9 protein-coding genes are annotated in these 13,868 nt (G+C 73.7%); 1 reads left to right on the forward strand and 8 read right to left on the reverse strand.

Going from position 1 to position 13,868, the window contains the following annotated elements; translation table 11 throughout:
• Positions 1-19 precede the first annotated feature (19 nt).
• The 8 genes from ACFVYI_RS29730 to ACFVYI_RS29765 all read right to left on the reverse strand — a co-directional run bounded on the left by ACFVYI_RS29730 (position 20) and on the right by ACFVYI_RS29765 (position 12,845).
• Positions 20-2,485, reverse strand: coding sequence for a SpoIIE family protein phosphatase (locus ACFVYI_RS29730; RefSeq protein WP_387891333.1), 2,466 nt, complete (start codon positions 2,483-2,485; stop codon positions 20-22).
• 150 nt (positions 2,486-2,635) lie between these two features.
• The gene (locus ACFVYI_RS29735) at positions 2,636-3,256 is read right to left on the reverse strand and encodes a TetR/AcrR family transcriptional regulator (RefSeq protein ID WP_387891335.1); all 621 of its coding nucleotides are present in this window, start codon (positions 3,254-3,256) and stop codon (positions 2,636-2,638) included.
• Positions 3,257-3,323: 67 nt separating this feature from the next.
• The gene (locus ACFVYI_RS29740) at positions 3,324-4,910 is read right to left on the reverse strand and encodes a 4-coumarate--CoA ligase family protein (protein ID WP_387891337.1); all 1,587 of its coding nucleotides are present in this window, start codon (positions 4,908-4,910) and stop codon (positions 3,324-3,326) included.
• 348 nt (positions 4,911-5,258) lie between these two features.
• A complete protein-coding gene (locus tag ACFVYI_RS29745) occupies positions 5,259-6,446 on the reverse strand; it encodes an acyl-CoA dehydrogenase family protein (protein WP_387891339.1) in 1,188 nt (395 codons plus the stop codon).
• A 76-nt stretch (positions 6,447-6,522) separates the two neighbouring features.
• Positions 6,523-8,460, reverse strand: a complete 1,938-nt coding sequence (locus tag ACFVYI_RS29750; RefSeq protein ID WP_387891341.1) for an acetyl/propionyl/methylcrotonyl-CoA carboxylase subunit alpha — start codon at positions 8,458-8,460, stop codon at positions 6,523-6,525.
• Positions 8,461-8,482: 22 nt separating this feature from the next.
• Positions 8,483-10,081, reverse strand: coding sequence for an acyl-CoA carboxylase subunit beta (locus ACFVYI_RS29755; protein WP_387891342.1), 1,599 nt, complete (start codon positions 10,079-10,081; stop codon positions 8,483-8,485).
• The gene (locus ACFVYI_RS29760; protein WP_387891343.1) at positions 10,078-11,790 is read right to left on the reverse strand and encodes an acyclic terpene utilization AtuA family protein; all 1,713 of its coding nucleotides are present in this window, start codon (positions 11,788-11,790) and stop codon (positions 10,078-10,080) included. The genes ACFVYI_RS29755 and ACFVYI_RS29760 overlap by 4 nt, the downstream gene beginning before the upstream one ends.
• Before the next feature lie 203 nt (positions 11,791-11,993).
• Positions 11,994-12,845 (reverse strand): LysR family transcriptional regulator, encoded by an 852-nt coding sequence (locus ACFVYI_RS29765; protein ID WP_387891345.1) that lies wholly within the window; start codon positions 12,843-12,845, stop codon positions 11,994-11,996.
• A 95-nt stretch (positions 12,846-12,940) separates the two neighbouring features.
• Here ACFVYI_RS29765 and ACFVYI_RS29770 point away from each other — a divergent pair, with 95 nt between their 5' ends.
• Positions 12,941-13,672 (forward strand): SDR family NAD(P)-dependent oxidoreductase, encoded by a 732-nt coding sequence (locus tag ACFVYI_RS29770; protein ID WP_387891347.1) that lies wholly within the window; start codon positions 12,941-12,943, stop codon positions 13,670-13,672.
• Positions 13,673-13,868: the final 196 nt, after the last annotated feature.

A 13,868-nucleotide genomic window follows, 5' to 3' on the forward strand; every position in this document is an offset into this window, starting at 1 on the left:
GTCCCGCGCACGTGGGCGGTCAGACGACCCCGAACGGCAGCTCCAGCTCCGCCCAGACCACCTTGCCGTCCCTGGTCAGCCGGCTGCCCCAGCGCTGGGCCAGCTCGTTGACCAGGAACATTCCGCGCCCGCCCTCGTCCTGCTCGGCGAACGGACGCAGCTGCGGCGTCTGGCCCCCGGAGTCGGCGACCTCGACGGTGAGCACCCGGTCGCGGAAGAGCCGGAGCCGACGCGGGGCGTCGGCGTGCAGCAGGGCGTTCGTGACCAGCTCGCTGACCAGCAGCTCCGCGTAGTCGGAGAGCGCGGACAGGCCCCAGCCGTCCAGGGTGGCGCGGGTGAAGCGGCGGGCCGTACCGGGCAGCCGGCCGCCGCCGGTGAGCGGGAGGGTGGCGATCCGGTCGGCGGGCAGCGGCAGCACCCGGGCCATGATCATCGCGATGTCGTCGTCGGTGCCGTCCGTGACGAGGGCGCCGAGGACGGCGTCGCAGCTCTCCTCCAGGGTGCGACCGGGGCCGGAGAGGGTGCGGGCGAGCAGGTCGATGCCGTCGTCGAGGTCGTGGCCGCGCCGCTCGACCAGACCGTCGGTGTAGAGGGTGAGCATGCCGCCCTCGGGGAGGGTGAACCCGATGGACTCGAAGGCCACGCCGCCCACCCCCAGCGGCACGCCGGGCGGGACGTCGATCCTGCGGGCGGTGCCGTCGGGAGAGACCCAGACCGGTGGCAGGTGCCCGGCCGAGGCGACCTGCACCGTCCGCTCCAGCGGGTCGTAGACGGCGCAGATACAGGTGGCGAACTGGCCCTCGCCGATCCCCGAAGCGGTCTCGTCCAGCCGGGTGAGCACCTGCTCGGGCGGCATGTCCAGGGTGGCCAGGGTCCGGGCGACGGTGCGCAGCTGGCCCATCGTGGCGGCGGCGCGGATGCCGTGGCCCATCACGTCGCCGACGACCAGCGCGACCCGCCCGCAGGAGAGCGGGACGACGTCGAACCAGTCGCCGCCGACCTCGCTGGTCATGCTGCTGGGCAGGTAGCGGTAGGCGATCTCCAGACCGAGCGTGCGGTGGATCTCCTGCGGCAGCAGGCTGCGCTGCAGCGTGAGCGCGGTCTCGCGTTCACGCCGGTAGAGCCGGGCGTTGTCGATCGCGATGGCGGTGCGCGCGACCAGCTCCTCGGCGAGCGCGACATCGGCGGCGGTGAACGGCTCGGAGTTGCGCATCCGGATGAACTCCGAGCCGCCGAGCACCATGCCCCGGGCGGTCAGCGGCACCATCAGGTACGAGTGGATGCCGGCCTCCATGCCGGGCGCCACCCGCTCCTCGGTGGCGACCAGGCCGCGCAGCACGTCCTCGTCGACCCGGGCGCGCAGCAGCGGGCGGCCGCTGCGCAGGCACTGGGTGTAGCTGCGGTCGGGGGCGTACTCGGAGACGTCGCCGACGGTGTCGACGGCGTGCGCCAGGCCGGACTCGTACGATTCGCCGACGGCGACGGCGCGCAGCTGGACGGAGCGGTCCTCCGGGATCGCGGTCGGCTCGGCGCCGCGCAGCACCGGCTCCAGCAGGTCGACGGTGGCGAAGTCGGCGAACCGGGGGACGACGGCCTCGATCAGCTCCTCGGCGGTGCGCTGGAGGTCGAGGGTGGTGCCGATCCGGGCGGTGGCCTCGGCGATGGTGGTGAGACGTTCCTGCGCGCGGGCGGCGCGGGCCTCGGCCTGGAAGCGCTCGGTGACGTCGATGATGGAGGAACAGACGCCGAAGACCCGGCCGGTGGAGTCCTCCAGCCGGAAGTAGGAGGCGGACCAGGCGCGGTCGCGGCGCGGATCGCCGGGGACGCGGCCGTGCGAGCGGGCGTCGACCACCGGCCGGCCGGTGGTGAGCACCTGTCTCATGGTCTGTTCTATCTCGGCGCTGTTGATGCCGGGCAGGACCCCGCTGATCCGGCGTCCCAGGTGCTCCTCGACGGGGACGCCGTTCATCCGGGCCAGCGCCCCGTTGAGCCGGACGTAGCGCAGGTCGGTGTCGTAGACGGCCATGCCGATCGGGGACTGGCCGAAGATGCCGTCGAGGACGGCGAGGTCGGCCTCGACCCGGTGCAGGGCCTGGGTGTCGGAGGCGGTGGCGAGCAGCAGCAGGGTGCCGCCGGGGCCGGCGATCGGGTACGTGCGGAACTCCAGCTCGACGACGTGGCCGTCGCGGTGGCGGACCGGGAAGACACCGGACCAGCCCTTGCCGCTCATGATGCGCTCGAACAGGGCGAGCACCTCGGGGCGGCCGGTCCGGGCGGTGAGCAGCTGGGCGGCGTAACGGCCGACGGCCTCGTCGGCGGAGTAGCCGAGCAGCGCCTCGGCGTCCTCGCTCCAGTGCAGGATGAGGCCGTCCTCCTGGAGCAGCGCGGTGGCGAGCGGGACAAGGCGATGGCCGTCCAGGCGTACGGAGGCTCCACCCGGTGCGGGGCCGGCGGCGTCGGTCGCGTCCCATTCGTGTCCGTGCATGATCAGGCAGCACCCCGCGTTCGGCTCGTGCCCGGCCGGGCGGGGCCTCGCGGTCCGTGCCGGCCGGGGTTCTTCTCCAGACTGCACGGACATCGGCCGCCCGGCGACCCCTTGGTCAAAGGTTCGTCGGACGGGCCTGGTGTACGGGCGTCATGGGCGTACCGGCCGCAGCGTACCCTCCAGAAGGCTCGCCCACTGCCGGATCACTCCGGATCGTCTGGCGCTGTCGTCGGAGAGCAGGTTGGCCAGTCCGAGACCGCGTGCCATGTCGAGGGTCGCCTGCACCGTCTCGCGCACTCCGGGCCGGCTTTCGTCGGCGTCCAGGAACTCGACGGCGGCCCGGTGGGCCTCGCGGCCGACCCGGCCCTCCAGTGCGACGATCCGCGTACGCAGCGGTTCCTCGGTGGCGGCGGCGACCCACAGATGGAGGGCGGCGCGGAACAGCGGCCCGGTGTAGAGGCGCACGATCATGTCGACGACGGCCACGGTGCGGTCGGGTCCGGCGGCCGGCAGCGCGTCCGCATGGGCGCGGACGGCTGCCAGCCGCTCGGCGGTGACGTGTTCGACGGCCGCGGTGAAGAGGTCCTCGCGGGTGGGGAAGTGGTGCTGGGCGGCGCCCCGGGAGACGCCCGCGCGTTCGGCGACCACGGTGACGGTGGAGCCGTTCCAGCCGACCTCGGCCAGGCAGTCGACGGCCGCCGCCAGCAGCCGCTGCCGGGTGGCGCGGCTGCGGTCCTGCTGGGGAGTACGGGCGGCGGGGTGGGCGGTCATCGGCGGCGACTGGTCCTGTCCGTGCGGTGTCCGGGCGGGGTCGATCCTCGCAGATCCGCGACCGGGCTCAGCGGGCGGCCTCACGGGCGCGCAGCTCGCGGCGCAGGATCTTCCCGGCGGCCGACTTGGGGACGGCGTCCAGGAACTCCACCGCGCGGACCTTCTTGTACGGGGCGACCTCGCCCGCCACGAAGGAGGTGACGTCCTGCTCGGTGAGCGCGCTGCCGGGAGCGCGGACCACGAAGGCCTTGGGGTACTCGGCGCCCTCCGCGTCCAGGACGCCGATCACCGCGGCGTCGGCGATCTGCGGGTGGGTGAGCAGCAGGGCCTCCAACTCGGCGGGGGCGACCTGGTAGCCCTTGTACTTGATCAGCTCCTTGACCCGGTCGACGACGTAGAGGTAGCCGCGGTCGTCGACGTAGCCGATGTCGCCGGTGTGCAGCCAGCCGTCGGCATCGACGGTGGCGGCGGTGTCGGAGAGGCGGCCGAAGTAGCCCTTCATCACCTGCGGGCCGCGGAGCAGCAGCTCGCCCGGCTCGCCCGGGCCGAGGTCGGCGCCGCTGCCGTCCAGGGCGGCGACCCGCAGTTCGGTCGAGGGCACCATCCGGCCGACCGAGCCCGGCGGGGGGTCGGTCTCGGTCGGGGAGACGACGTGCGAGACCGGCGACAGCTCGGTCATGCCGTAGCCCTGGAGGATGTGCGGCAGGCCGAGCCGGCGGGCGCAGGCGTCGGCCAGTTCGGTGTCCAGCGGCGCGGCCGCGCAGAGCAGGTACTCCACCGAGGAGAGGTCGAAGCGCTCGACCACCGGGTGCTTGGCCAGGGCGAGCGCGATCGGCGGGGCCACGATCAGGGCCTGGACGCGCTGCTCCTCGATGGTGCGGCAGAACTGCTCCAGGTCGAAGCGCGGCAGGACGACGACGGTGGCGCCGCACCGCAGCGGCTGGTTGAGCAGGGCGGCGATGCCGTAGATGTGGAAGAAGGGGAGGACGGCGAGGATCCGCTCGCCCTCCCTCGGCCGGTACAGGGCGTCCACCTGGGCGAGGTTGGTGGCGATCGAGCGGTGGGTGAGCATCACGCCCTTGGGCAGGCCGGTGGTCCCGCTGGAGTAGGGCAGGACGGCGATGTCGGTACCGGGGTCGATCACGGGCTCGGGCTCGTCGCCGCCGGAGGCGAGCAGGTCCGCCAGTGAGCGGTGTCCTTCGGCACCGTCCAGCACGATGATCTCGGCGAGCGCCCGGCCCTCGGCGGCGAGCTTCTCGGCGGCCTGCCGGGCGGTGGCCAGGAACGGCGAAACCGTGATCAGCCAGCGGGCGCCGCTGTCGGCGAGCTGGCCGGCCAGCTCGCCGGGGGTGGCCAGGGAGGAGGCCGTGGTGACGGTGGCGCCGGCCCGGGTGGCACCGTAGAAGGCCATCGGGTAGGCGATGGTGTTGGGACTGAACAGCGCCACCACGTCGCCCTGGCGCACGCCCGCCTCGGCCAGTCCGGCGGCTACCCGGCGGACGGCCGTGGCGAGCCGCGCATGGCTGACCGACTCCCCGGTGACCCCGTCGATCAGGGCCGGCCGGTCGCCGTACCGGTCGGCGGCGCCGAGCACCGCCTCGTGGATCGGCAGATCGACGAGGCCGACGTCAGGGAACTCGCTGCGGAACACCAAGGCGTGCCTCCAAAGGGGTAGTTGACACCCGGTCGGGTGGCCGGCGAGTGGTCCTGGCCCGCCGGAAGGCCGAGCTCGCGGAAAGGAGCATACGGACAGTGGCGAGGCGTTGCTCCATTGTGACGAAGGATCGTGGAATCCCGGTCGGCCCGATCGGCGCGCCCGGCAAGCACGGGCCGCCGGGGCGTACCGGCGAACCACCGCCTCCGACCAGGGCGCACCTCGCCGGGCGCCGGGCGGGCCGGTCGGGCGGGCCCGCCCCTCGCCCGGAGGCCGGCCTGCGCCGTCGGCGTCGCGCTGGTGTTCGCGGGCGGCACGCCTGCTCCCGTCGGCCCTGCGCGGCAGGGCTCAGTAGGACTTCGGCAGCCCGAGGGTGTGCTGGGCCACGAAGTTGAGCACCATCTCGCGGCTGACCGGGGCGACCCGGCCGACCCGGGTGGCGGCGAGCAGGGCGCCGAGCCCGTACTCCTGGGTGAGGCCGTTGCCGCCCAGGGTCTGGACGGCCTGGTCGACGGTGCGGGCGGCGGCCTCTCCGGCCGCGTACTTGGCCATGTTGGCGGCCTCCCCCGCGGCGAGGTCGTCGCCCCCGTCGTAGAGCAGTCCGGCCTTCTGGGTCATCAGGCGGGCGAGCTCGATCTCCACCGCGCACTGGGCGAGCGGGTGGGCCAGGCCCTGGTGGGCACCGATCGGGGTCGACCAGACGGTCCTGGTCTTGGCGTACTCGACGGCCCGGCCGAGGGCCTGGCGGGCAAGGCCGAGCGAGAACGCGGCGGTCATGATCCGCTCGGGGTTGAGCCCGGCGAAGAGCTGGAGCAGCCCGGCGTTCTCGTCGCCGACCAGGGCCTCGGCGGGCAGCCGGACGTCGTCCAGGAAGACCTGGAACTGCTTCTCGGGGGCGACGAGTTCCATCGGGATCGGGTGGTACTCGAAGCCGGGGGTGTCGCGCGGGACGACGAAGAGGGCGGGCCTGAGCTTGCCGGTCCGTGCGTCCTCGGTGCGGGCGACGAACAGCACGGCGTCGCTGTGGTCGATGCCGGAGACGAACACCTTGCGGCCGGTGAGCAGCCAGTCCTCGCCGTCGCGGCGGGCGATGGTGGAGATGCGGTGGGAGTTGGATCCGGCGTCCGGTTCGGTGATGCCGAAGGCCATCCTCCGGGTGCCGTCGGCGAGCCCGGGCAGCCACTGCTGCTTCTGCTGCTCGGTGCCGTAGCGGGCGATCACCGTGCCGCAGATCGCCGGCGAGACGATCAGCAGCAGCAACGGGCAGCCGGCGGTGCCGAGTTCCTCCAGGACGATGGCGAGGTCGGTGATGCCGCCGCCCCCGCCGCCGTACTCGGCGGGCAGGTTGACCCCGAGGTAGCCGGCCTTGCCGGCCTCGGCCCAGAGCTCGTCTGCGGGCTGGCCGGCCCGGGCCTTGCCGAGGTAGTACGCGGATCCGTAGCGGTGGCCGAGGTCGGCCACCGCGCGGCGCAGCGCCTGGCGTTCGGGGGTCTCGATCAGCGGGCTGCCGGGGGCGGTGGTGCGCGGTGCGGACATGCGGTTTGTCCTTCCGGGCGGGACTCGGGGAGCGGGCGGGTACGGGGAGCGGGCGAAGTCGGCGTGCGGGCGGGCCTCAGGGAGCCGGCTGCACGACGGCGAGCAGGGTGCCGAGTTCGACCTGCTGGCCGGGTGTGGCGCGCAGTTCGGTGAGGACGCCGTCGGCGGGGGCGGTGACGCGGTGCTCCATCTTCATCGCCTCCAGCCAGAGCAGCGGCTGGCCGGCGGTGACGGTGTCGCCCACGGCGACGGCGGTGCGGACAACGGTGCCGGGCATCGGGGCGAGCAGGGCCCCCGGGTCGGCCTGGGAGGCCGGGTCGGGGAAGCGCTCCACCGCGGTCAGCACGGTGGCGCCGGCCGGGGTGTCCAGGTGGACCCGGTCGCCGTAGCGCGCGATGTCGTAGCCGCTCCGGACGCCGTCGGTGTCGAGGACCACCCGGGTGGGCGTCGCGGAGACGAGCGTCGTGCCCGGGTGGTCCTCGGCGGCGAGACCGGCACGGCCGAACCGGTAGCGGACGTCGTACACGGTGGCGTCGGCGGCGGCGTACCGCTTGGTCTGCGGCTGCGAGGGCAGGTTGCGCCAGCCGGAGGGCAGCGCCGCACCGCGGCGGCGTTCGGCGGCGTCGGCCAGCGCGGCGGCGAGGGCGGGCAGCGCGTCCCCGCCCGGGGCGGGGGCGAGGTCGGCGGCGTGCTCGGTCAGGAAGGCGGTGTGCACGCGGCCGGCCAGGAAGGCGGGGTGGCGCAGCGCCGCGACGAGCAGCTCCCGGTTGGTGACCGGCCCGTGGATGCGGGCACGGGTGAGCGCGTCGGCGAGCCGGCGGGCGGCGGCGGCCCGGGTGGGCGCCCAGGCGATGACCTTGGCGAGCATCGGATCGTAGTGGACGCCGATCACGCTGCCGGCTTCGACGCCGGAGTCCAGACGCAGCCCGGTGTCACCGTCCGCGGTGGCGAACTCGGCGGTGGTACCGGGGAGTTCGAGGCGGTGCAGGACGCCGGTCTGCGGCTGCCAGTCGCGGGCCGGGTCCTCGGCGTACAGGCGGGCCTCGATGGCGTGGCCGCGCGGGGCGGGCGGCTGCGCGGCGGGCAGCGGTTCGCCCTCGGCGACGCGCAGTTGCAGGGCGACCAGGTCGAGCCCGGTGACGCACTCGGTGACGGGGTGCTCGACCTGCAGGCGGGTGTTCATCTCCAGGAAGTGGAACCGGCCGTCGGGGCCGAGCAGGAACTCGGCGGTGCCGGCGCCGGTGTAGCCGATCGCCCGGGCGGCGGCGACGGCGGCCGCGTGCAGGGCGGCGCGCAGCTCCCCGTCGAGGCCGGGGGCCGGGGCCTCCTCGATGACCTTCTGGTGGCGGCGCTGCAGCGAGCAGTCGCGTTCGCCGACCGCCCACACCGTGCCGTGGACGTCGGCGAGCAGCTGCACCTCGACGTGCCGGCCGGTGGGCAGGTAACGCTCGCAGAACACCTCGTCCGATCCGAAGCTGTTCGCCGCCTCGGCGCGGGCCTCGGCCAGCCGGGCGGCGAGTTCGTCCAGCCGGTGGACCACCCGCATGCCGCGCCCGCCGCCGCCCGCGGCCGCCTTCACCAGCAGCGGCAGATCGGCCTCGACGGGGTCGGTGACGGCCTCCAGGACGGGCACGCCGGCGGCGGCCATCAGCCGCTTCGCGGCGGTCTTGGAGCCCATCGCGGCGATCGCGGCCGGGGGCGGGCCGATCCAGGTGAGGCCGGCGTCGAGCACCGCCCGGGCGAACTCCTCGTTCTCGGAGAGGAAGCCGTAGCCGGGGTGGACGGCGTCGGCGCCGGCGGCCAGCGCGGCCTTGACGATCAACTCGCCGCGCAGGTAGGTGTCCGCGGGCGCCGCACCGGGCAGGCGGACGGCGGTGTCCGCCTCCCGGGTGTGCGGGGCGTCGGCGTCCGGGTCGGCGTACACGGCGGTGGTGGCGATACCGAGGCTCCGGCAGGTGCGGAAGACCCGGCGGGCGATCTCGCCCCGGTTGGCGACCAGCAGGTTGGTGATCACGTCGGTCCCTCTCAGAGTCGGATCACATGCGGAAGACGCCGTAGCCGCGCGCGCCCTCGACGGGCGCGTTGTGGATCGCGGAGAGGCAGAGGCCGAGCACGGTCCGGGTGTCGCGGGGATCGATCACCCCGTCGTCGTAGAGCCGGCCGGAGAGGAAGACGGGCAGCGACTCCGCCTCGATCTGCTGCTCGACCATCGCCCGGATCGCGGCGTCGGCGTCCTCGTCGTACGGCTGCCCCTTGGCCGCCGCGGACTGCCGGGCCACGATCGACAGCACCCCGGCGAGCTGCTGCGGGCCCATCACCGCCGACTTGGCACTCGGCCAGGTGAACAGGAACCGCGGATCGTACGCCCGCCCGCACATGCCGTAGTGACCGGCGCCGTAGGAGGCCCCCATCAGCACCGACAGGTGCGGCACCGTGGAGTTGGCGACGGCGTTGATCATCATCGCGCCGTGCTTGATGATGCCGCCCTGCTCGTAGTCCTTGCCGACCATGTAGCCGGTGGTGTTGTGCAGGAACAGCAGCGGGATGTCCCGCTGGTTGGCCAGCTGGATGAACTGCGCGGCCTTCTGCGACTCCGCGCTGAACAGCACGCCCTGCGCGTTGGCGAGGATGCCGACCGGGTAGCCGTGCAGCCGGGCCCAGCCGGTGGCGAGGCTGGTGCCGTAGAGCGGCTTGAACTCGTCGAAGTCCGAGCCGTCGACGATCCGGGCGATCACCTCGCGCGGGTCGAACGGGATCTTGAGGTCGCCGGGGACGATGCCGAGCAGCTCGTCCTCGGCGTACTTCGGCGGTTCGGCGAACGGGTCCGGGCCGGGGCCCGGCCTGCGGTGGTTCAGCCGGGCGACGATCCGCCGGGCCAGCCGCAGCGCGTCCGGCTCGTCCACCGCGAAGTGGTCGGCCAGGCCGGAGGTGCGGGCGTGCATCTCGGCGCCGCCGAGCGACTCGTCGTCGGACTCCTCGCCGGTGGCCATCCTGACCAGCGGCGGACCGCCCAGGAAGACCTTGGCGCGTTCCTTCACCATCACGGTGTGGTCGGACATCCCCGGCACGTAGGCGCCGCCGGCCGTGGAGTTGCCGAACACCACCGCCACGGTGGGGATTCCGGCCGCGGAGAGCCGGGTGAGGTCGCGGAAGAGGGCGCCCCCGGGGATGAAGATCTCCTTCTGGCTGGGCAGGTCGGCGCCGCCGGACTCGACCAGGTTGACCACCGGGAGGCGGTTGGTCAGCGCGATCTCGTTGGCGCGCAGGGCCTTGCGCAGCGTCCAGGGGTTGCTGGCCCCGCCGCGCACAGTGGGGTCGTTGGCGGTGATGACGCACTCGACGCCCTCGATCACACCGATCCCGGTGACCAGCGCCGCGCCGACCGGGTAGTCGCTGCCCCAGGCGGCGAGCGGGGAGAGCTCCAGGAACGGCGAGTCCTGGTCGATCAGCAGCTCGATCCGCTCGCGCGGCAGCAACTTCCCCCGGCCGCGGTGTCGTTCGACGTACTTGGGGCCGCCGCCGGCCAGTGCCTTGGCGTGTTCGGCGTCCAGCTCGGTGAGCCTGGCGAGCATCGCGGCACGGTGCTCGGCGTAGTCGGCGCCGGCCGGGTCGAGGCGGGTGGGCAGGACGGTCACAGCAGCGCCTCCGGGATGTCGAGGTGGCGGGAGCGCAGCCACTCCCCCAGCGCCTTGGCCTGCGGGTCGAAGCGGTGCTGGGCGGCGACGCCCTCGCCGAGCAGGCCGGTGATGGTGAAGTTGACCGCGCGAAGGTGCGGGAGCAGCTGTCGGGTGATCGGCAACTCCGCCGCCTCCGGGAGGAGTTCGCGAAGCCGGTCGACGGTGAGGGTGTGGGCGAGCCAGCGCCAGCCGGCCGCGTCGCGGGCCCAGACACCGAGGTTGGCGTCGCCGCCCTTGTCGCCGCTGCGGGCTCCGAGCACCCGGCCGAGCGGCGCCCGGACGGTCGGGCCGGCCTCCGGCGGCGCCGGCAGCGCCGGGTCGGGGTGCGGCGGCGGCTCGGCCGGGCCGGTGACCGGCGCGGGCGGCACGACGATCCGCCGCCCGTCGGGCAGCACCGCGGTGTGCTCCACCGTCTTGGCGTCGACGTACGCGGTGGTGAACACCCCGTAGGGCGACCCCGCTCCGGGCGGCGCGGTGAGGTGGAACCCGGGATAGCCGGCCAGTCCCAACTCCACCGCTGCCCTGCCGAGTTCGCGCCCGACCTTGGCCGGGTCGCGGTCCCGGGCGGTGAGCCGCAGCAGCGCGGAGGCACTCTCCTCGGTGGCGGCGTCGGGGTGGTCGGTGCGGGCGAGGGTCCAGCGCAGCTCGGCGGGACGGTCCTGTGGCGCCAGCGCGTCGGCCAGCTGCTGCCGCACCAGTGCGGCCTTGGCCTCGATGTCCAGCCCGGTCAGGACGAACACCACCTCGTTGCGGTGGCCGCCGAGCCGGTTCAGCCCGACCTTGAGGGTCGGCGGCGGCGCCTCGCCGCGCACGCCGTGGATCCGGACCCGGTCGGGCCCCTCCCGGGTGAGCCGCACGGTGTCCAGCCGGGCCGTGACGTCCGGGCCGAGGTAACGCGCGTCGCCCGTCTCGTAGAGGAGTTGGGCGGTGACGGTCCCGGTGGTGACGGCGCCGCCGGTGCCCGGGTGCTTGGTGATGACGCTGGAGCCGTCCGGAGCCAGCTCGGCGATCGGGAAGCCGGGCCGGGTGACGTCGTGCTCACGGAAGAACGCGTAGTTGCCGCCGGTCGCCTGCGCGCCGCACTCCAGGACGTGCCCGGCCACCACGGCGCCGGCGAGCGCGTCCAAGTCCCCCGGGCCCCAGCCGAATCGGGCGATCGCCGGGCCGACGACCAACGCCGCGTCGGTGACCCGGCCGGTGACCACCAGGTCGGCCCCGGCGGCGAGACACTCCGCGATGCCGAAGGCGCCGAGGTAGGCGTTGGCCGCCAGCAGGCCGTCGGGGAGCCCGAGTTCGGCCCGGCGGGGCAGCAGGTCGTCCCCCTCCACGTGGGCGACGGCGGGGGACAGTCCCTGACGCTGCGCCAGGTCGCGGATCGCGTCGGCGAGTCGGCCCGGATTGAGCCCACCGGCGTTGACCACGATCCGCACCCCGCGCTCCAGCGCCAGGCCGAGGCACTCCTCCATCTGCCGCAGGAACGTCCTCGCATAGCCGAGCGAGGGATCCTTGAGCCGGTCCCGGGCCAGGATGAGCATGGTCAGCTCGGCCAGGTAGTCCCCGGTCAGAACGTCCAGCGGCCCACCCGTGAGCATCTCGCGGACCGCCGAGAAGCGGTCCCCGTAGAAGCCCGACGCGTTGCCGATCCGCAGTACCGAACGCGACCCCACAGGTGCGCCTCCCCTACCGGTGGCCCAACGCCTGCCACGCTTGCCGTCGGGCAGCAGCGTGGCACCGGGACGGAGAAAAAGCAATCATGCCTGCTTGTTTTCTGGACCGCGCGCCGCCGCCCCCTCCGGCGGCTCCACACTCCCGCCACACCGAGTGACTTGAGCCGGGCCACGACAGGGGGAACCTGGCCAGGCGCAGTGGACTACCGGAGACGGGTCGCAGTCCGGACAAGGTCGGCGACGGCCCTGGACCGGCTGTGCGGCGGCCAGGCGATCACGGTGGTGACTTTCGGCGCGTCCAGCACGGGCACGGCGGCGAGGTCACCGTGCAGTTGAGCTCGGCACGACTCCGGTGAGACCGCGCAGGCACGGCCCAGCGCGACGAGCTGCAACAACTGCGCGTGGTCGCGGACCTGCGGGCCGGGGCCGGGCGGGTAGGTGCCGTCGGGGTCGGGCCAGCGTGGCAGGGGCAGGCCGGGCAGCCCGGTGATGTCGGCCATGTGCACATGGGTCCGGACGGTGAGCGGATGCCCGGCCGGCAGGACCACGACCTGGCCCTCCGTACTGAGTTCCTCGGTGTGGAACCCGGCCGTCGAGTCGAACGGCCGGTGCAACAGCGCCACGTCGGCCCGGCCCTCGCGCAGAAGTCGTTCCTGCTCGGCCGGGCCGCACAGCATGACGTCGACGGGGACCGCGCCGGGTTCGGCGGCGTACGCGTCCAGCAGTCTCGCCAGCAGTTCGCGGGACGCGCTGGCCTTCGTGACCAGGACCAGGCCGGGACGGCCGGTCGAGGGAAGGGCGGCGCGGCGGGTCCGGCGCTCGGCCGCTTCGACCGCGTCGAGGGCCGCCCGGCCCTCGACCAGCAGCACCGAGCCGGCATCGGTCAGCGTGACGGTGCGGCTGGTCCGATCCAGCAGCGCTGCCCCGAGTCGGCGTTCGAGCTGCTGGATCGCCCGTGACAGAGGCGGCTGTGCGATCCCGAGCCGCTGCGCGGCGCGCCCGAAGTGCAACTCCTCGGCGACGGCGACGAAGTAGCGCAGTTCCCTGGTCTCCATCCGGCCACGGTACTCCGGATCAATACCTGAGAGGTATCGTTGCCCACCCAATCGGTCTTGGACCCCCGCCGGGGTCCGAGAGCAGCATGGTCCCCATGAGCGAACGAACGATTGCGCTGGTCACCGGCGCAAACAAGGGAATCGGCTACGAGATCGCCGCGGGCCTCGGCGCCCTCGGCTGGAGCATCGGCGTCGGCGCCCGCGACGAACAGCGCCGCGACGCCGCGGTGGACAGACTGCGCGCGGCCGGCGTCGAGGCATTCGGCGTACCGCTGGACGTGACCGACGACGCGAGCGCGACCGCCGCCGCACGGCTGATCGAGGATCAGGCCGGACGCCTCGACGTGCTCGTCAACAACGCCGCCATCGCCGGCGGCATGCCCCAGGAACCCACCCGGGTCGATCCCGCCACCATCCGGACGGTCGTGGAGACCAACGTGATCGGCGTCATCCGCGTCACCAATGCGATGCTGCCGCTGCTGCACCGCTCCGCCTCACCACGGATCGTGAACATGTCCAGCAGCGTCGGCTCCCTCGCCCGGCAGTCAGGACCCACTGCCGAGCAGACCGCAGGCCCGGTGTCCGGGGCGTACGCGCCGTCGAAGGCGTTCCTGAACGCCGTCACCCTCCAGTACGTCCGGGAGCTGAGCGGCACGAACATCCTGATCAACGTCGGTTGCCCCGGCTACGTCGCGACCGACCTCAACGGCTTCCGCGGCGTGCGCACCCCCGAACAGGGCGCGGCGATCGCCATCAAACTCGCGACCCTGCCCGACGACGGCCCGACCGGACAGTTCTTCGACGACGCCGGTGTAGTTCCCTGGTGATGTGCAGGACCGTCATCACCCGCCGGGGTCGCCGCTTCGCCCGCACGTCTCGAACAGCCTCGTGGTTCCAACTACCGTGTCCCGGCTCAGAAACCGTGTGACTAGTGCCGTATCAGGCAACGTTCGCCCCGCGTTCTTGCCGGTCGAGTGCGGCGCGCGCGGGGCACGTAGTCTCGCGGGATGCATTCTCACCTGA

The organism is Kitasatospora sp. NPDC058218 (genome assembly GCF_042882445.1).
Classification (GTDB): domain Bacteria; phylum Actinomycetota; class Actinomycetes; order Streptomycetales; family Streptomycetaceae; genus Kitasatospora.

Coding starts and splice junctions, on each gene's coding strand:
- ACFVYI_RS29730 (WP_387891333.1), bottom strand. CDS start 2,485: ATGCACGGACACGAATGGGACGCGACCGACGCCGCCGGCCCCGCACCG.
- ACFVYI_RS29745 (WP_387891339.1), bottom strand. CDS start 6,446: ATGTCCGCACCGCGCACCACCGCCCCCGGCAGCCCGCTGATCGAGACC.
- ACFVYI_RS29765 (WP_387891345.1), bottom strand. CDS start 12,845: ATGGAGACCAGGGAACTGCGCTACTTCGTCGCCGTCGCCGAGGAGTTG.
- ACFVYI_RS29770 (WP_387891347.1), top strand. CDS start 12,941: ATGAGCGAACGAACGATTGCGCTGGTCACCGGCGCAAACAAGGGAATC.
- ACFVYI_RS29735 (WP_387891335.1), bottom strand. CDS start 3,256: ATGACCGCCCACCCCGCCGCCCGTACTCCCCAGCAGGACCGCAGCCGC.